The organism is uncultured Marivirga sp., from assembly GCF_963974845.1.
In the GTDB taxonomy this organism is placed as follows: domain Bacteria; phylum Bacteroidota; class Bacteroidia; order Cytophagales; family Cyclobacteriaceae; genus Marivirga; species Marivirga harenae.
Genome location: NZ_CAXBEQ010000006.1, coordinates 202,148 through 219,837, shown reverse-complemented (window position 1 = coordinate 219,837; position 17,690 = coordinate 202,148). Strand labels below are relative to the sequence as shown.

The following is a 17,690-nucleotide window of genomic DNA, read 5'->3' as shown; positions in this document are numbered from 1 at the left end:
AAGATGAAAAAGATTCTATTAACATTAGCAGTATTAATAGGTGTTCAAGCTTCAATGCTTGGACAAAGTGGCTGGAACTGGCCAGAAGATCCAGATAAAAAAGCAAAAGCCGTTGAAAAGAATGCGCTGTACTCTGATATGCTTACAGCAGAAAAATATGAAGCGGCAAAGCCACCACTGGAATGGTTATTAAAAGAGACTCCTGATCTTAATCCCTCTATTTATATCCAAGGAGTGAAAATATATGAAAATTTAGCTCAAACTACCACTGGGAAGGAGCAGGAAAATCTACAAGACTCTGTAGTTTTACTATATGATTTGAGAATGGAATATTTCAATGATGTAGAAAATGTAACCAACAGAAAGGCTTCTGGAGCTTACGATATGTGGAAAGAAAGAAAAGATAGATATAAAGATTTATATGAAATCCACAAAGAGGCTATTGAAATGGTGGGGGCAAATGGATTTGTCTCTAACACTTTCCATTATATGGATGCTGTAAGACGCTACAAATTAACTGGTGGTCCATTAACTGATGTAGATGTAATTGAAATCTATGATCAAATTCAAGACCTATTAGACGAAATGCTGGCCAATGGAGAGAATGAACAAAACATTCAAAGAGCCCGGGATTATGTAGAAAAATTATTCAATGCATCTGTTACAATAGACTGTGCAATAATAGATGAAAAATTGTACCCTAAATTTATTGAAGATGGTAAAACGCTGGGAGATGCTGAAAAGATCGTTAAATTTTCGCTTGCTGGAGGATGTACTGGCTCGGATTCATTTCTTGGAGCAGCTAAAGTGGTAAATAAAAATGCACCCGAATTTGGCTTATCAAGAATCATTGCTCTAAGGTCTAAAGCAAATGAAAACTTGAGCGAGGCCAAGAAATATTTCGAACAAGCGTTAACCTTGACAGAAGATAATATTAAAAAAGCAGATGTCCAGATCGAATTGGCAGACATTGCTTCAAAAATGGGGAATAAATCACAAGCTAGAAGTTATGCTTATGATGCCTTGAATGAAGACCCATCAAGAAAAGAAGCATACTCACTAATTGGTGATTTATATTTGAATAGCTATCTTGAATGTAAAGGTGGTAATGATGTGGTGAAGGACAGAGCAGTCTATATTGCCGCATATGAAATGTACCAAAGAGGAGGGGATGCTACAAGAATGAGCGTTGCCAAGGAACAATTCCCTTCAAATGAAGACATCTTTAACTATGATTACGAAATCGGTGACGAAGTAAAAGTTGGATGTTGGATTGGCGAAACTGTTAATGTTAAAATAAGAGATTAATCTCTCAATATATTATACTAAAGCGGTCTAGAGTTCATTATCTTGACCGCTTTTTTTATTTTTGCGATATGAAACATTTTCATTTTTTATTACTGCTTCTACTTGGCCAGTCATGCTCTTCTGGTCTGGAATCTAAACAAAAATTTGAAGAGTATTCTGGCCCCATCATGGAGGCAGACACTATTGAAATTATCTACTCCGATTCAGCAAAAGTGAGAGTGATCGTAAATGCCACTAAGCAGTATGAATTTGAAAATGGTGACAGAGAATTCCCTAATGATATTTATATAGAGTTTTTTGAGCCGGATGGGACTATGTCATCCACATTAGAAGCAAATTCAGCATACTACACCAAGGAAACTGAGATTTATAAAGCGGAGGGTGATGTAGAAGTCATTGGGTATATAGAACCTCGGAAGCTTAATTCAGAAGAATTATATTGGGAACCTGAGAAAGAAGAGATTTACACGGAAACCTTTGTGAGAATCCAATCGGAAGACCAAATATCAACAGGTACAGGATTGCGAGCAAAACAAGATTTTTCAAGCTACAGAATCCTTAACCCAAGTGGAACCATCTACTTAGAGGAGCCAGATTCTACTTCAAAAGAAGAGAATCAAACGAGAGGTACTCCAAGAAAAACAAAACAGATTGAAGGCGACAGCTCTAAAAAGTTGCCGACCAAAAAAATCATTAAAAGAGCCGATGAGCCAAAAAAAGAAACTAAAGAAAGATAAGAATTCTGAAAAGCATAGTCCTAGACCTAATTTCATCATAATAGGTTTAGCTTTCGCTTTCTTTGTGATTGGGATTCACCAATCAATTACAGTTGGCTTTGAATATTCCTATTGGATTTTTATGTTGTCTATAAGTCTGTTACTTTTACATAGATACATCAAACAAAAAAACAGAACACAAGACCGTTCTAAATAGAAAATGGAAAGCAGTTATTTTATTTATATTATCATTTCATTACTCTTTTCTGCATTCTTTTCAGGGATAGAGATTGCTTTCATTTCCTCCAATAAATTGCATATTGAATTGCAAAGCCAGCAAGGGATTATTTCCGGTAAAATACTTTCAAAATTTTTAGAAAAACCATCTTCCTTCATCGGAACCACTTTAATTGGTAATACAATTTCCTTAGTAGTATATGGTATTTACATGGCTAAAATGGTTGAACCTGTTTTAATTGCAAATCTACCCCTGTTCTTTCAAAACGATATCTTTATTCTACTAGCGCAAACCTTTATTGCTACTATATTTGTACTCTTTGTTGCAGAGTTTACTCCTAAAAGTATCTTCTTACTTAATCCAAATGGACTATTATCATTCTTTGCTATTCCACTTTGGCTCATTTATTATATTACTTATCCTATTGTTTTTTTCATCGTCAGCTTATCTAAAACATTCATCAAATACGTTTTAAGGCTGAATTACGAGGAAGACAAGCCTGTTTTTGGATTAACGGATCTGGATCATTTTGTAAAAAACACGGTACAACTTGACCATCAGGAAAGTAAGGTGGAATTGGATAAAAAAATATTCAATAATGCGCTAGAATTTAAAACCATAAAGGTACGGGAGTGCATGATCCCCAGAACAGAAGTGGTGGCAGTGGATATTGAAGACTCAACAGAAGAACTTAAAGATGCATTCAGTGAAAGTGGGCACTCTAAAGTACTGATTTACAAAGATACTATTGATGATGTCATTGGCTATTGTCACTCGCTTGCCTTATTTAAAAAACCATCCTCAATTAAAGAAATATTGACTCCTATCATTATTGTGCCTGAAACGATGCCAGCCAATGAGCTAATGATCCAATTCATTCAAGAGCACAAAAGTTTGGCATTGGTGGTGGATGAGTTCGGAGGAACATCCGGAATAGTGAGTTTAGAAGATATCATTGAGGAAATTTTCGGTGAAATTCAAGACGAACATGATGATGAGGATTTAGTAGAAGAACAAGTTTCAGCCAACACATTCATTTTTAGCGCCCGCTTAGAAATAGATTATATTAACGATAAGTACTTATTAAATCTCCCTGAAGGCGACTATGACACTTTGGGAGGTTTTATATTATCAATCACAGAAAATTTTCCGCAACTGAAAGATGAAGTAAGTAGTCCTCCTTTCCGCTTTGTGATAGAAAGTATGGAAGAAAACAGAATCAATCTGGTAAAATTAATTATCACAAACCCAAATTAAGCTAAAAGTAATAAATGGAATCACTTTGATATTAATCATTTATACTATTATTTTGCGAATCTTTGAAATAAACAAACATGGGAGTATTTAATACATTAAGAGTAAAAATGGGGTCGGTATTGATCGCCCTAATAGGATTATCCATTCTAGCCTTCTTGCTAACCGACTTACTTGGGCCAGACTCAATGCTGTTAGGTGGCGGAAGATCTAATGATGTGGGTGAAATTGCTGGAGAAACTGTCAATTTACCAGAATATCAACGAAAAATTGAAGAGTTTAAGAACAACTTCAGAGCTGGGAATGGTAGAACTCCTAGCGAGCAAGAAATGAATTCAATCCGTCAGCAAGCTTGGGATTTCCTTATAATCGAGAAAGCTTTTCAAAATGAATATGATGAATTGGGACTTGAAGTTACTAATGAAGAATTAGTGGACATGGTCCAAGGAAATAACATCAGCCCAATTGTAAGGCAAAACTTTACAAATCCTGAAACTGGTGAATTCAATAAAGAACAAGTGGTAAATATTATCAGAAATATTGCTCAAGCACCTGCAGAACAGCAAGCTCAGTGGTACTCTTTTGAATCATCACTGGTTCCAGCTAGGGCAAGAACTAAGTACGATGCACTTTTAGGGAATACAAATTATATCACCACTGCAGAAGCTCAAAAAGCTTATCAAAAAGAAAATGAATCCGCAGAGGTTGAATACTTATACGTACCTTTTTACTCTGTAAATGATTCCTTAGTATCTCCTTCAGAGGCTGAATTGAAAAGTTATTTCAATGAGAACAAAGAAAAGTACGAAACTGATGCTTCAAGAACCATTAGTTACGTGAGCTTCGAATTGTTGCCGTCTGGAAAAGATTCTACATACATAAAGGAAGAAGTTGAAGAACTTAAAAAAGAATTTCAAAAAGTTGAAGATGATTCAGCTTATGCAAGAATGAATTCTGATAGAAGTAATTCCTTTAGAACTTATCCTATAGCTCAGCTGCCAAAAATACTAGCTTCTAATACTAATATTTTGAAAGAAGGTGATGTGATAGGTCCATATATCGAAGATGGTGCTTACATCTTATACAAAACTTCTAAGATTTATGACGATACAGTTTCTTCAGTAAAAGCAAGTCATATATTAATTGAAGCAGAGGATGATAGTGATGTGGCTGATGCAAATGCTAAAAGAGAAGCACAGGAAGTATTGCAAAAAGCGAGAAGCGGTCAAGACTTTGCAGAACTAGCAAAAGACAATAGTGATGGTCCTTCTGCAACAAGAGGTGGTGATCTAGGCTGGTTTAAAGAAGGTCAAATGGTAGATGAATTCAATGAAGCTGTATTCAATTATTCAGGAACTGGAGTAATCAATAAATTAATCAAAACGCAATATGGCTATCATGTTATAAAAGTAACGGAAGAAAAAACGGCCAAAACATATAAGATCGCTACGATCCACAGAGATATATTACCTTCTGAAGGCACAAGAGATGACTTATACCGAAAAGCAGATTTATTTGCCGCCACAAATGGAAGTTATGCAGAATTCACTGCTGCAGCTGAAGAAAATAATTATGGTGTAAGAAGTTCTGGGAAAATGTCTCCTAATCAAAGGACTATTGGAAATTTGGGTGCCTCAAGACCTATTGTGAGATGGGCCTTTACAGAAGCCTCTCAAGGCAAAGTATCTGAGGTTTTTGAAACTGACACTCATTTCGTTGTGGCCGTTTTAACAAATGAAACGGAAAAAGGCGAGGCTAACTTTAATGATTCAAAAGCATTTGTTACCAGAGAATTGAAAGAACAAATGAAAGCTGAAATCATTAAGGAAAACTTAGCTGGTTTATCAGGTAGCTTAAATGAAAAAGCAGAAGCCTATGGTACCGATGCAAATGTTTATTCTACAACAGATTTAAAAATCTCTTCAAATTCTCTTCCAAATGTTGGTCAAGCGCCTGAGGTAGTTGGTGCTATCTTTGGACTTCAATTGAATACTCAATCGCAACCTTTAGAAGCTAATAATGGTATAGTAATCGTAAATGTATTGAATAGAACGCCTGCACCAGAAATTGCAGACTACAATACATACAAAAACCAAATAGCCCAAAGCAGAAGAAATAATGTATCTTTTGAAATTAAAGCAGCAATTGAAGAAAAAGCTGATATTGTAGATGAAAGATATAAGTTCTTTTAAATCATTAAACACTTAATATTTAAAGGGGCTTTTTTAGCCCCTTTTTTTGTGGAAAAAGAAAAATAAAGTAATGAGTACTGAAAAAGAAATCGCATCATTTAAAGAAAAACTAGAAGCTGTTAGCGAATGGCCTAGTCTCTATATGTTCAAATTTATTGTTCCTGCAGAACAGCAGGATGAAATAAAAGACATATTTGAAAACCATGAAGTGGTGGTAAAACCTTCAAGTAAAGGGAAATATGTCAGCTTAACTATAAAAATGTTAGCCAATTCTGCTGAGCAGATTATTGAAAAGTATCTTGAAACCAATAAGGTAAAAGGGGTTATTGCACTATAGACTTCCACAGTGTAACAAATCAATTTTAGAGTGGTTAGATATACTAAAAGAAGAAACTATGTGGAAAGAAGAAAATAATACGCTTAAAAGAACATTTGAATTTAAAGATTTTACAGAAGCTTTCGGTTTCATGGCTCAAGTGGCCATTATAGCTGAGAAAATGGGTCATCATCCGAATTGGTCAAATGTTTACAATAAAGTAAGCTTTGAATTGACCACTCACGATGAGGGCAATACCATAACTGAGAAAGATAGAAAGCTAGCTGAGGAAATTGATAAATTAGTTTAATAAAATCTTTAATTTTGGGGATGGAGGAATCAAAAACACAACTTTACTTGGTGCCCACCCCCATTGGCAACCTTGAAGATATGACATACCGCGCTGTTAACATCCTCAATAGCGTGGATGTTATTCTAGCCGAAGACACTAGAACCTCTGGTAAATTGCTCAAGCATTATGATATCAAAAAACCACTGCAAAGTTTTCATATCCATAATGAGCATAAGAAAGTGGAGCAGGTAATTGACGGACTAAAAGCAGGAAAAATCATGGCATTGATTTCAGATGCCGGAACACCTGGAATCTCAGATCCGGGTTTTTTATTGGCAAGAGAAGCCTTGAAAAACGACATCAAACTGGAATCTCTTCCTGGTGCTACAGCTCTGATTCCCGCTCTTATTAAATCTGGTTTTCCAAACGACCGATTTGTTTTCGAAGGCTTTTTACCTCACAAGAAAGGTCGAAAAACACGAATAGAGAACTTAGTTGCGGAAGATCGAACCATCATTTTTTATGAATCCCCACATCGGTTGCTCAAAACATTGAAGCAATTGGCAGAAGCTATGGGAGAAGACCGTTTGGCTTCTGTTTCCAGAGAACTCACAAAATTATTTGAAGAAACAATTACCGATACCTTAGCGGGGCTGATTGAACATTTTGAGCAAACTGCACCTAAAGGAGAAATTGTACTGGTATTAAATGCTAAATCATGATTAAAAAACTGCTAATTGGATTATTGACTTTTACTGCATTATCAGCAACAGCTCAAAATTCACTGTCAGATAAGGCTGAAATCAGTTTAATAACGGTGGCTCCTGGTAATGAACTCTATTCAGGTTTTGGTCATTCTGCACTATGGGTAGAAGATGAAAGCAAAGGCTTAAGCGTGGTATTCAATTATGGCACCTTTGACTTTGAAACGCCTGGCTTCTATATGAAATTTGTACGTGGCAAACTTAACTACATGCTTTCTGCTGGTCGAATATCCTATCTGATCAATTCGGCAAAAGCCGAAAAAAGAAGCGTTATCCAGCAGAAGCTTAATCTAAGTAATGCACAGAAAAATGAAATTTATAGCTTTCTGATAGAAAACATCAGACCAGAAAATCGATTTTATCAATATGATTTTTTCTTTGACAATTGCTCTACCAGATTTAGAGATTTATTGGAAGATGTTTTAGGAGAAGGATTAGTTTGGGAAAGAGAAGCTGAAGGACTTACTTTTAGAGAGTATTTAGATATCTATTTAGCTGATAAACCTTGGCAAGATTTCGGTATCGATTTGGTCCTGGGACAACCTACAGACCAAATTGCAGACAAAAGAAATGAGATGTTCTTGCCTGATCTTTTGATGTTCCATTTTGACGAAGCTACTTATAATGGAAAACCAATTGTAAAGGATAAAATCATTATTTACGAAGCGGATGAAGAGGAAGCCGCTATTGGCTTTCAAATACTTCCTGAGTACATCACCTGGTTCCTTTGCCTATTTGGGATTTTCTTAAGCGTAAGACACCATAAATCAAAATTAAGTGATGTTTGGTTCAATAGGTTATTATTTGTAATTACAGGGCTAGTTGGTTGTCTTATCTTCTTTCTATGGTTTCTATCCGATCATGTGGCTACGGTGAATAACTGGAATATGATTTGGGCATTCCCCTTAAATGTTGTCCTAGCCTTTTTACTGTTCAAAAAACCAGCCAAGAAATGGCATACTGCTTTTTATGCTGTGTTTGGTATCGTTCAATTTATGGTCTTAGGATTTTACTATACATTGCCTCAAGCTATGCACACTGCAGTATTGCCCATCGTATTATATTTCGCCTTTAAATCCTTTAACTTACTATATAGAACCAAAAAAATGAATGTCTGATGAATTTAAACGCAATCCACAAAGAAGCGATCAAATTAGTAAAGGAAGTAGGAAAATTCATCAGTGCAGAATCTCAGAACGTCAATACCGATACGGTAGAGCATAAGGGCTTTAATGATTTGGTGAGTTATGTAGATAAAGAAGCGGAGATAAGATTAGTAGAAGGCTTAGGTGAAATCCTTCCCGAATCAGGATTTATTGCAGAGGAAGGTACTTCAGAAAAGAAAGGAGACACCTACAATTGGATTATTGATCCTTTGGACGGAACCACTAATTTCGTTCATGGTTTGCCTGTATTTTCAATCAGTGTAGCATTGCAAGAAAATGATGAAATAGTTTCCGGAATAGTATTGGAAATTAACCGAAATGAGTGTTTTGAGGCAGTACAAGGTGAAGTGTCGAAGTTAAATGGAAAGCCTATCTCCGTTTCTAAACATATTGATCTCTCTCAAAGTTTAATTGCTACGGGTTTTCCGTACAATGATTTTGATAAAATGGATGACTATTTATCAATCCTAAAACATTTGATGCAAAACACCCATGGCTTGAGAAGGCTAGGCAGCGCAGCAGTAGATTTAGCCTATGTTGCCTGCGGCAGATACGAAGGCTATTTCGAATATAATTTGAATGCTTGGGATGTCGCAGCTGGAGCCTTCATTGTGCAACAAGCTGGAGGCAAAGTGAGCCGATTTAATGGGGATAACGATTTCATTTTTGGTAGGGAAATATTATCTTGCTCTGCAGAAGTATATGAAGAACTATTAATCATCCTCCAGAACCAATGGAAACACAATCAATAGAACAAAGTCAAAGGATTAATTTAGGATCAGGGAATTTAAAATTCTCAAATAAAGCTAATAGAAAACTATCTTACTTTTTAGCGTTGTTATTCTTCTATATGGGCCTCAGCCTTATTTTAAATGAAGATGCCAGAAACTTCACACGATTGGGTATGGGTCCTTTATATTTATTAGCAGCCTCTCTGTATATGTTAAAAGCACAATTTGAATTTTCTACTACCTCAAAATATGCTCCGCATTTCATTGTATCTGAACAAGGACTTAAAATTAAAACAGCTGTGTTTAAAAAGTCAGAATTCATCAGCTGGGACAGTATCAAAGAAATAGAACTAGGAAATTACAAAATCGGGATTAGAGACAGAACGGGCTTTCTGTATTTCCCATACAAAACTAGAAAAGAAACTTCTATTGAATTAAAAAGATCAATTGAAGCTATTGCAGCTCAAAAAGGGGTAGAAGTTGAAAATCTATTAAAGAAATAGTCTCTAAACCCCAGCTTGATCAAATTTTAGCCATGAAAACAGAGTCAATAGAACAGAGTCAACGATTTACTTTGGGATCAGGTGATATTAGTATGTCTGAAAACACTGCCAGAAAATTAAACTATGTAGCAGGTGGACTGATGATGATATCTTCATTATACTATTTCATCAGCTTTATATATGAAGGAGCTGATTCTAATTACAAAATCATTTCAGGTGTATTATTTTTCTTGACTGCGAGTATGTTTTTGTTCAAAGCCCACGTTGAATTATCCACCACCTCTAAGTATGCCCCCCATTTCTTGATTTCCGAAAGTCGACTAAAAATCAAAACAGGAGTTTTCAAAAATTCTGAATTTATTAACTGGGATGAAGTTAAGAAAATAGAGCTAGGCTACTACTTAATTGGGATCAAAAGTAAAACAGGGCTACAATACTTTCGCTATTCTACGCGAAAAGAAATCTCTATCAAGATCAAAAGAGCTATTGAAGATATCGCTGTTCAAAAAGGGATAAAGGTTGAGAATTTATCGAAAAGATAGTTTGAATAGGCTTGCAATATAAAAAATTAGCTCAACGTATAGAACTCTTGATAAATACCACAAAACCTTCAAGCCAAATATAATCTAGATCTGAGAGATCCGGGTGGGAGGACAAAAATGCGGGCCAGTCAAGGGATATGGGCGCAGCATATCATTGTCTTGATTCTTTCCCAGCCAAAGGCTGGTCAGTCTCTGGCCAATTTCCTTTTGACCAAGCCATCGCAGTCTGGCAACTGAACCTCAAGAGAGATAACAAAATATTCCCATGCTAGCTGATATCATCGTGAGCTAAACAGTCTTTGGCTGCTCTATTGTTTTCTTTAGCTTCTATTGTGGTTAAATTTCCAGCTTTAGCTGGTTTTTAGTCTAGTTATATAGAAGCAAAAAAAGGTATATATGCACAAACTTCAATTTGAAAAAAAAATCTATCCCATATTACTTAAACCTCAGATTTGACCCAAAAACACCAATTTTCATTTTTTACACATGATTAAATCTCAAAAAAGATGTTCTAATTTCTACTTTAGTCTATTTTAGAGGGACTTTTCATTTTTCAAGAGCACCCTACCTGTTCTTCAAAAGATTTATCAAATCAGTTTCAGTTTTCTTAACGGCAATAAAATTTGGCCCTAGAAAGTCTTCGTATTTAAACTCGTATTTTCTAAACTCAACCGTTTTCGGGAAAATTTTTCCTAGTAAGTAGCCTTTACTCTCGAAATAGTTGTAAAAATCAATCAGCAATTTTTTAGTGGTAATATTGATATATCCATATTCGAACTGAATCATCCTTATTTTTCCATTCGAAATATGTTCATCGAAACCTACCAAGGCATCAAATTCAGCGCCTTCCACATCAATTTTTAAAAGGTCAACTTCATTAATGTTTTGGTTTCTCATAAAGTCGTCTCCTTTAATCAATTCAATTGTCTGCTTTTGAGTCGATTCGTAAGATAGACCCTGTATGTCAACCAATGAAGAATGAGTATTGGAATTAAAAATATTAATTTCTTTGCTGGTATTGGTTTTGTAAAGTCCTTTTTGAACAGGCACCATATTGGTATGAGCTCTTACATTTTGTGATAAAAGCTTGAAAGTATCTTTCACAGGCTCAAGTGAATATATTAAGGTATTGGGCATCAACTCTTTACAAACTAATGAGTATTTGCCTATATTGGCTCCCCCATCGATAATCACTGCGGGGTTTAGTTTTGATATCTTTTTTAGGATAGTATACTCTCCATTAGAATGCAGATCATGGTTCCTGTTTTCATATAATCTGTTTAAAGCCCTACCGAAGCCTGCAAGCGCCTTAAATAATCTATTATGCGTATTCTTCTTAAAAATTCTCTTTACTGATGACATAATTCATTAATACCATTTAACTAACATCTTGACAAATAGCTCAAGACACTTTTATAATCTCCGCATTAAAGCTGTTGAAAGCTATTGATTTTCAAATAATAAACATCCTCTAGTCTCAAAATCAGAAGCTAATGCACTGATCGGAGGAAACAAAAGTACTAGGAAGAATGCTAAAATTGCATCAAAATCCAAATAAAAAGCTAAGCTGAAAAAATTCAACTTAGCTTTCTTAGTGAGATTTCCTATCTAATTTTTTTAAGCACCACTGCAGTTCCAATCTTGACCGTATTGATTTCCTGTCGTCTCTAGCTCATCTTCAAATTCTTGCACTTCGTCAGGTGAACCGCAATAATCCTCTTCAACGCCAGTATTGGCTTCGGTACAAACCACACAAACTTCCACTAGCCCACAGGCGGAAATCATCAAAATCAAAATAAGGGTTGCCAGCTTTTTCATAATTACTCTATTCTGTAGTTTCTTCTTCTACTTCATCTATAGTCAAACGATTTTCTCTATTGGCTATTTCCCAAGCAGTATAAAAAACTAAATCGGTTCTCTTTTTCAATACATCAAATTCAATCTTATCTACTGTGTCCGTATGCTGATGATAATCAGGATGAGTACCATTAAAGTAGAAAATAATTGGAACACCATTTTTTGCAAAATTCCAGTGATCTGATCGATAGTAAATTCTATCAGGATGGTCTTCTGCATTGTAAGTATAATCCAGTTCCAATTTTGTATAATTTTCGTTCATTGCTTCACTAATTTCATGTAGCTCTGTAGAAATTCTGTTCGATCCAATCAAATACACAAACTCCCGATTATCCATATGCGCAGAATCTACTCTGCCAATCATATCAATATTAAGGTTTGTAACCGTATTTTCTAAAGGGAATACAGGGTTTTCAGCATAATGGGCCGAGCCTAATAAACCTTTCTCTTCACCTGTAACGGGCATGAACAAAACACTTCTTTTTGGGCCATGACCTGCTTTTTTGGCTTTTACAAAAGCTTCAGCTATTTCTAATACTGCAGTAGTTCCAGAGGCATCATCGTCTGCACCATTATAGACTTTTCCATCTTGAACCCCAACGTGGTCGTAATGTGCAGTTAAAATAATTAACTCTTCCGGCTTTTCAGTTCCTTCCAAATAACCTAATACATTTTCCGTCTCCATGATTTCAGTATTGATTTCTGCAAAAAGCTTAGCAGATGCTCTATCACCAATTTTTAATTCAGAAAGTGGTTTACCGAAAAACTCTTCTGCTAATTCATTATAAACGACAACACTAGCTAATCCTTCCTTAGAAGGTTTCTCTCTGGATAAAGAACCGTGTGTAGCATAATATCTTCCATACCTTAACACCATATTCATTCTGCTACTATCTTCAGCAAAAACCAATGCCCCTTTTGCTCCTAATTCTTCAATTGTCTTTAAGGTTGGAGTAAATTGTCCTTCTGCTTGAAAAGCCAGAAATTTTCCTTCTGCTTCAACACCCTCTAAATCCTCTTCAGTAGCCTTATTAACGAATACTATTTCAATTTCTTGGTTTTCGACTGGCGTATTTGCCCAATAAACCATTTGATCAAGGTTTTTAATGGTTTTATCATTCACCACCATCTCCGCTTCACCTCTATAGGTTTGGTATAAATTGAATTTTTGAAAATAAGAACCATCGACAGGGGCTTTTAGGCCTAATGATTCAAAATGATTTTTTATATATTCAGCAGCTATCTTTTGCCCTTTTTTCCCTGTTTCTCTGCCTTCAAGCGAATCTGAGGCCAATAGGGTTAAGTGTCTTGTTAAATCTTCATCTGTAATGGTTTTAGCATATTTTTTTGCTTGCTTTTCCATTACTTGGGCTGACAGTAAAGTAACTGCCAATAAACTCATGGTTAGAGTTGAAAAAAAAGTCTTCATAATTAAGGGTTTAAGGTAAATTTATTTAAAATTTTTACTGTTATGTGAACAAAATTCCTAAATAATATATTGTACTTTTGTGGCACGAAACAGTCCGTAATATCTAAAATATTTATTAAAGATACTTTCAAATATTATGAAATTAAACCCTCTGTACCAAGAAAGATTTGATGTAAGGCATAATGCACCGGATAATCAGCAAATATCGGAGATGCTGAAAACGGTAAAAGCCGATTCTTTAGAACATCTCATTGATGAAACCATTCCTAAAGCGATCCAATTGAAGAAGGATTTGAACCTCCCTGAGGCGCAAACCGAATTTGAATTCTTAGAATCTTTTAGAGATGTAGCTGATAAAAATCAGATTTTCAGATCTTACATAGGATTAGGTTATTATAATACTCATACACCCGGTGTGATTCAAAGAAACATCTTGGAGAATCCAGGTTGGTACACTGCTTACACTCCTTATCAAGCAGAAATCGCGCAAGGAAGATTAGAGGCATTGGTTAACTTCCAAACAATGGTCATCGATCTAACCGGTATGGAAATCGCAAATGCTTCGTTGTTAGATGAAGGTACAGCAGCAGCAGAAGCGATGAGTATGTTTTTCGGATTAAGGAAAGGTAAAAAGAAAGACGCAAAAGTTTTCTTTGTAGACGAAAATACGTTCCCTCAAACTATCGACTTGCTTAAAACAAGGGCCAATCCGCTTGGTATAGAATTACGATTTGCTGATCTCACGCAGTTAGATGTGAATGACCCAGAAATATTCGGTTTCTACGCTCAGCAGATCAATGTCAAGGGAGAAGTATTAGATCTTAAACCTTATATTGAAGCGGCTTTAGAAAATAATGTATTTTCAACAATAGCGGCAGACTTATTATCCTTAGCATTATTAACACCTCCTGGTGAAATGGGTGCTGACTGCGTGGTAGGAACTTCTCAAAGATTTGGCATTCCATTAGGCTATGGGGGCCCTCATGCAGCATATTTTGCAACCAGAGACAAATATAAAAGACAAATACCAGGGAGAATTATTGGTGTTTCCATAGATAAACACGGCAATAAGGCCTACCGTATGGCACTGCAAACTAGAGAGCAGCATATCAAGAAGGAAAAAGCTACTTCAAATATTTGCACAGCGCAAGTACTATTAGCTATCATGTCTGGAATGTATGCGGTTTATCATGGCCCTATGGGATTGAAGAAAATTGCTATACGAACTCATTCACTAGCAAAATTATTAGCTAATGGATTAACAACCCTTGGTTATGAGATTGATAATAAGAATTTCTTTGATACAATCACAATCCAACTAGAATCAGAAAAACTAAGAGAAAAACTCCATTCGTTATTGTACGAGCGGAAAATCAATTTAAATCTTAGCGGAACTCATACAGTTTCAATCGCTTTGAATGAGACAACTAGAATTCATGACGTAAAAGAATTGTTGGAAATATTCGCACTTGTGGTTGATGAAGATGCCAATAAATATAATGTTGATGATAAAGTTGATCAATTAGATTTAGATTGGCCTAAGCAATTGATTCGTGAAAGCAATTTCATGGAGCATCCTGTATTCAATCAATTCCATGCCGAGCATGAAATGCTTCGCTACATCAAAAGATTAGAAAATAAAGATCTTTCGCTCGTTCATTCCATGATTTCATTAGGATCATGCACAATGAAATTAAATGCCACAGCAGAAATGATTCCTGTTTCTTGGCCAAAGTTAGCTCATATCCACCCTTATGCACCAAAGGAACAGGCTTTGGGTTATAGAGAAATGTTTATTAAGCTAGAAAACATGCTAACTGAAATTACAGGTTTTGCGGCAACATCTTTACAACCCAACTCAGGAGCTCAAGGTGAATATGCAGGTTTAATGGTAATAAGAGCTTTTCATCAAAGCAGAGGGGAAGATCACAGGAACGTGACTATCGTTCCTTCCTCAGCTCATGGAACAAACCCTGCTAGTGCAGTAATGGCAGGAATGAAAGTCGTAATCACGAAATGCGATGACAAAGGAAATATTGATTTAGATGATCTAAAAGCTAAGGCAGAAGAATACAAAAATAATTTAGCTGCCCTAATGGTAACCTATCCTTCTACACATGGTGTATTTGAAGAAAGTATTCAGGAAATCTGTCAGGTAATTCATGACAATGGTGGGCAGGTTTACATGGATGGTGCCAATATGAATGCTCAAGTAGGTTTAACTTCTCCAGCAAACATCGGTGCTGATGTTTGCCATTTAAATCTTCACAAAACATTCTGTATTCCTCACGGTGGAGGTGGACCAGGTATGGGGCCAATCTGCGTTGCTGAACATTTGCAGGATTTCTTACCAGGTAACCCATTAATTCCAACCGGAGGCAATCAGGCTATTTCAGCAATCTCTGCAGCCCCTTGGGGAAGTGCAAGTATATTAGCTATTAGTTACGCTTATATTTGCATGATGGGTGCTAAAGGACTCAAAGCAGCAACTCAAATTGCCATTTTAAATGCAAATTACATTAAAGAAAGGCTAGCTGATCATTATCCAGTCCTTTACACTAACCAAAAAGGTAGGGCTGCTCATGAAATGATAATTGATTGCAGAGGCTTTAAAGATTTTGGCATTGAAGCGGAAGATATTTCTAAACGATTAATGGACTATGGTTATCACTCTCCAACTTTATCATTCCCTGTTCCTGGAACTATGATGATAGAGCCTACAGAAAGTGAAAGCAAAATGGAACTAGATAAATTTTGCACAGCCATGATTTCTATTAGAAAGGAAATTCAGGAAGTTGCCGATGGAAAAGCCGATAAAAATGAAAATGTCCTAAAGAATGCACCACATACTATGTCTGTAGCATTAGCAGAAAAGTGGGAGCTTCCATATACCAGAGAAAAAGCTGTATTCCCGTTAGAATCTATTCGCCACAATAAATTCTGGCCTAGCGTCAGTAGAATTGATAGTGCATATGGAGATAGAAACTTAATGTGTAGCTGTATTCCGGTTTCAGAATATGAGGAAAAACCAGAAGAAGCATTAGCTTAAGCTCCGGTATTAAAATTTCAAATAAAAACCCTCTCAGATTGAATGCTGAGAGGGTTTTTTGATTAAAAACTCTTTAGTAGTAAGGTTTATTCTACGATAATAGACTTCGTTTTATTGTATTGAGAACTACCTGCCTCCACAATGAAAAACTTTGGATTATAATAAGACAAATCGTATTCCTTTGTATATAAACCAGATTTAGAAATGGTTTCCTGTTTTATCAAATTGCCAATCAAATCATAAATCTTGATTTTCACGGCTTTATCATCTTCTTTATAAAAACTGATTGTGAATTTCCCAGTTTCTGTCTTCTTTAATTTAAAATCAAACTCAGGATTAACCAATAATTTTTTTGGATAACTAACTCTCCCATCTTTTTCAATACTTTCAACTTCTACGCTATCCCTCGATTTGTTTTGAGCAAGGGAAGCAGAGAGCGAAAGACATAAAAATGTAAGTAATAGTAAAACTCTTATCATATTATTTTGGGCAGTAATTAATCATCCTCAAATTTTTCTAACACAAAATCTTTGCCATTAAAAGATGCAAAAGTATTATAATTCACCCATTCCCCTAAATTTATGTAACGAGAATTTTCTGCTACTTCTAAATCGAGCGGTAAATGCCTATGCCCGAAGACAAAATAATCGTAATGAGTATGCTTTTCAATCTCTTTTGCGTAAGTCCAGAGCCACTCCCCTTCACCTAAAAACTTTTCTGTCTCAACAGTACTACTACTTATTCTGCTACTTGCTGACCAACTATTAGCAATTCTGATTCCCAAATCTGGATGAATTTGTCTAAAAAGCCATTGACATAATTTATTAGCAAATACTTTTTTGAGAAATTTATATTGCCTATCACCTGGCCCTAATCCATCTCCATGCCCAATTAAAAACTTCTTATCATTAGCCAATAATGTTAAGGGTTCTCTAAATAAATCAATACCTAATTCTTCTTTAAAATAACCAAACATCCACATATCGTGATTTCCGGTAAAAAAATAGATCGGTAATCCACCATCTGCCAATTCAGCTAGTTTTCCTTGAAAGCGAACAAATCCTTTGGGAACAACTGTTTTATATTCATGCCAAAAATCAAATATATCTCCAACTAAAAATAAAGCTGATGCATCTTTTTGTATATGATTCATCCACCGCACTATTCTTTGTTCTCGTTTATGGCTCTCTTCTGAATTAGGGGCACCCAAATGAAAGTCTGACGCAAAGTATATTTTTTTAGAGGCCGGTATGTCCAGTTTTAGGGTTTTCATGATCGGCTACAAAGCTAAAAAAAGCATACTAAATCCTAACTATATTTTTCATTTAACAAT

General features: G+C 35.6%; 17 protein-coding genes. 12 read left to right on the top strand and 5 right to left on the bottom strand.

What is annotated here, in order from left to right; all coding sequences use genetic code 11:
- Positions 1-3 precede the first annotated feature (3 nt).
- From AAC601_RS14610 to AAC601_RS14560, 11 genes are all read left to right on the top strand, one after another.
- Positions 4-1,308 (top strand): hypothetical protein, encoded by a 1,305-nt coding sequence (locus AAC601_RS14610; RefSeq protein WP_303271585.1) that lies wholly within the window; start codon positions 4-6, stop codon positions 1,306-1,308.
- Positions 1,309-1,376: 68 nt separating this feature from the next.
- Positions 1,377-2,045 (top strand): LPS export ABC transporter periplasmic protein LptC, encoded by a 669-nt coding sequence (gene lptC / locus AAC601_RS14605; RefSeq protein WP_303271584.1) that lies wholly within the window; start codon positions 1,377-1,379, stop codon positions 2,043-2,045.
- Between the two features lie 199 nt (positions 2,046-2,244).
- Positions 2,245-3,519 (top strand): hemolysin family protein, encoded by a 1,275-nt coding sequence (locus AAC601_RS14600; RefSeq protein ID WP_303271583.1) that lies wholly within the window; start codon positions 2,245-2,247, stop codon positions 3,517-3,519.
- A gap of 77 nt (positions 3,520-3,596) precedes the next feature.
- Positions 3,597-5,708 carry a SurA N-terminal domain-containing protein gene (locus AAC601_RS14595; protein WP_303271582.1) on the top strand — a complete coding sequence of 704 codons (2,112 nt, stop codon included), beginning with the start codon at positions 3,597-3,599 and terminating at the stop codon, positions 5,706-5,708.
- A gap of 70 nt (positions 5,709-5,778) precedes the next feature.
- Positions 5,779-6,045, top strand: a complete 267-nt coding sequence (locus tag AAC601_RS14590; RefSeq protein ID WP_303271581.1) for a DUF493 domain-containing protein — start codon at positions 5,779-5,781, stop codon at positions 6,043-6,045.
- Between the two features lie 40 nt (positions 6,046-6,085).
- Positions 6,086-6,334 (top strand): 4a-hydroxytetrahydrobiopterin dehydratase, encoded by a 249-nt coding sequence (locus AAC601_RS14585; RefSeq protein WP_303272093.1) that lies wholly within the window; start codon positions 6,086-6,088, stop codon positions 6,332-6,334.
- A 20-nt stretch (positions 6,335-6,354) separates the two neighbouring features.
- The gene (rsmI, locus tag AAC601_RS14580; protein WP_303271580.1) at positions 6,355-7,038 is read left to right on the top strand and encodes a 16S rRNA (cytidine(1402)-2'-O)-methyltransferase; all 684 of its coding nucleotides are present in this window, start codon (positions 6,355-6,357) and stop codon (positions 7,036-7,038) included.
- Positions 7,035-8,198 (top strand): DUF4105 domain-containing protein, encoded by a 1,164-nt coding sequence (locus AAC601_RS14575; RefSeq protein WP_303271579.1) that lies wholly within the window; start codon positions 7,035-7,037, stop codon positions 8,196-8,198. The genes rsmI and AAC601_RS14575 overlap by 4 nt, the downstream gene beginning before the upstream one ends.
- On the top strand, positions 8,198-8,998 hold the full coding sequence (locus AAC601_RS14570; RefSeq protein ID WP_303271578.1) for an inositol monophosphatase family protein: 801 nt from the start codon (positions 8,198-8,200) through the stop codon (positions 8,996-8,998). The genes AAC601_RS14575 and AAC601_RS14570 overlap by 1 nt, the downstream gene beginning before the upstream one ends.
- Positions 8,980-9,480: a hypothetical protein gene (locus AAC601_RS14565; protein WP_303271577.1), complete on the top strand. Its 501-nt coding sequence runs from the start codon at positions 8,980-8,982 to the stop codon at positions 9,478-9,480. The genes AAC601_RS14570 and AAC601_RS14565 overlap by 19 nt, the downstream gene beginning before the upstream one ends.
- 32 nt (positions 9,481-9,512) lie before the next feature.
- On the top strand, positions 9,513-10,022 hold the full coding sequence (locus AAC601_RS14560) for a hypothetical protein (RefSeq protein WP_303271576.1): 510 nt from the start codon (positions 9,513-9,515) through the stop codon (positions 10,020-10,022).
- A gap of 564 nt (positions 10,023-10,586) precedes the next feature.
- Here AAC601_RS14560 and AAC601_RS14555 read toward each other — a convergent pair.
- From AAC601_RS14555 to AAC601_RS14545, 3 genes are all read right to left on the bottom strand, one after another.
- Complete coding sequence (locus AAC601_RS14555; protein ID WP_303271575.1) at positions 10,587-11,384, bottom strand: FkbM family methyltransferase; 798 nt, start codon at positions 11,382-11,384, stop codon at positions 10,587-10,589.
- 255 nt (positions 11,385-11,639) lie between these two features.
- Entirely contained in the window at positions 11,640-11,840 is a 201-nt protein-coding gene (locus tag AAC601_RS14550; RefSeq protein WP_303271574.1) for a hypothetical protein, read from the bottom strand.
- Positions 11,841-11,847: 7 nt separating this feature from the next.
- Positions 11,848-13,308, bottom strand: a complete 1,461-nt coding sequence (locus AAC601_RS14545; protein WP_303271573.1) for a M28 family peptidase — start codon at positions 13,306-13,308, stop codon at positions 11,848-11,850.
- Positions 13,309-13,444: 136 nt separating this feature from the next.
- Between AAC601_RS14545 and gcvP the strand changes: the two genes are divergently transcribed.
- On the top strand, positions 13,445-16,357 hold the full coding sequence (gene gcvP / locus AAC601_RS14540; protein ID WP_303271572.1) for an aminomethyl-transferring glycine dehydrogenase: 2,913 nt from the start codon (positions 13,445-13,447) through the stop codon (positions 16,355-16,357).
- An 86-nt stretch (positions 16,358-16,443) separates the two neighbouring features.
- On the opposite strand, the gene AAC601_RS14535 is transcribed toward gcvP, so the two are convergent.
- Complete coding sequence (locus AAC601_RS14535; RefSeq protein ID WP_303271571.1) at positions 16,444-16,836, bottom strand: hypothetical protein; 393 nt, start codon at positions 16,834-16,836, stop codon at positions 16,444-16,446.
- A gap of 17 nt (positions 16,837-16,853) precedes the next feature.
- A complete protein-coding gene (locus AAC601_RS14530) occupies positions 16,854-17,630 on the bottom strand; it encodes a UDP-2,3-diacylglucosamine diphosphatase (RefSeq protein ID WP_303271570.1) in 777 nt (258 codons plus the stop codon).
- Between the last annotated feature and the right edge of the window lie 60 nt (positions 17,631-17,690).

What these genes read in the sequence shown, in the direction of transcription:
- AAC601_RS14595 (WP_303271582.1), top strand. Translation starts at nt 3,597, where the DNA reads ATGGGAGTATTTAATACATTAAGAGTAAAAATGGGGTCGGTATTGATC.
- AAC601_RS14530 (WP_303271570.1), bottom strand. Translation starts at nt 17,630, where the DNA reads ATGAAAACCCTAAAACTGGACATACCGGCCTCTAAAAAAATATACTTT.
- rsmI (WP_303271580.1), top strand. Translation starts at nt 6,355, where the DNA reads ATGGAGGAATCAAAAACACAACTTTACTTGGTGCCCACCCCCATTGGC.
- AAC601_RS14570 (WP_303271578.1), top strand. Translation starts at nt 8,198, where the DNA reads ATGAATTTAAACGCAATCCACAAAGAAGCGATCAAATTAGTAAAGGAA.
- lptC (WP_303271584.1), top strand. Translation starts at nt 1,377, where the DNA reads ATGAAACATTTTCATTTTTTATTACTGCTTCTACTTGGCCAGTCATGC.
- AAC601_RS14560 (WP_303271576.1), top strand. Translation starts at nt 9,513, where the DNA reads ATGAAAACAGAGTCAATAGAACAGAGTCAACGATTTACTTTGGGATCA.
- AAC601_RS14565 (WP_303271577.1), top strand. Translation starts at nt 8,980, where the DNA reads ATGGAAACACAATCAATAGAACAAAGTCAAAGGATTAATTTAGGATCA.
- AAC601_RS14535 (WP_303271571.1), bottom strand. Translation starts at nt 16,836, where the DNA reads ATGATAAGAGTTTTACTATTACTTACATTTTTATGTCTTTCGCTCTCT.
- gcvP (WP_303271572.1), top strand. Translation starts at nt 13,445, where the DNA reads ATGAAATTAAACCCTCTGTACCAAGAAAGATTTGATGTAAGGCATAAT.
- AAC601_RS14550 (WP_303271574.1), bottom strand. Translation starts at nt 11,840, where the DNA reads ATGAAAAAGCTGGCAACCCTTATTTTGATTTTGATGATTTCCGCCTGT.
- AAC601_RS14610 (WP_303271585.1), top strand. Translation starts at nt 4, where the DNA reads ATGAAAAAGATTCTATTAACATTAGCAGTATTAATAGGTGTTCAAGCT.
- AAC601_RS14600 (WP_303271583.1), top strand. Translation starts at nt 2,245, where the DNA reads ATGGAAAGCAGTTATTTTATTTATATTATCATTTCATTACTCTTTTCT.
- AAC601_RS14545 (WP_303271573.1), bottom strand. Translation starts at nt 13,308, where the DNA reads ATGAAGACTTTTTTTTCAACTCTAACCATGAGTTTATTGGCAGTTACT.
- AAC601_RS14590 (WP_303271581.1), top strand. Translation starts at nt 5,779, where the DNA reads ATGAGTACTGAAAAAGAAATCGCATCATTTAAAGAAAAACTAGAAGCT.
- AAC601_RS14555 (WP_303271575.1), bottom strand. Translation starts at nt 11,384, where the DNA reads ATGTCATCAGTAAAGAGAATTTTTAAGAAGAATACGCATAATAGATTA.
- AAC601_RS14575 (WP_303271579.1), top strand. Translation starts at nt 7,035, where the DNA reads ATGATTAAAAAACTGCTAATTGGATTATTGACTTTTACTGCATTATCA.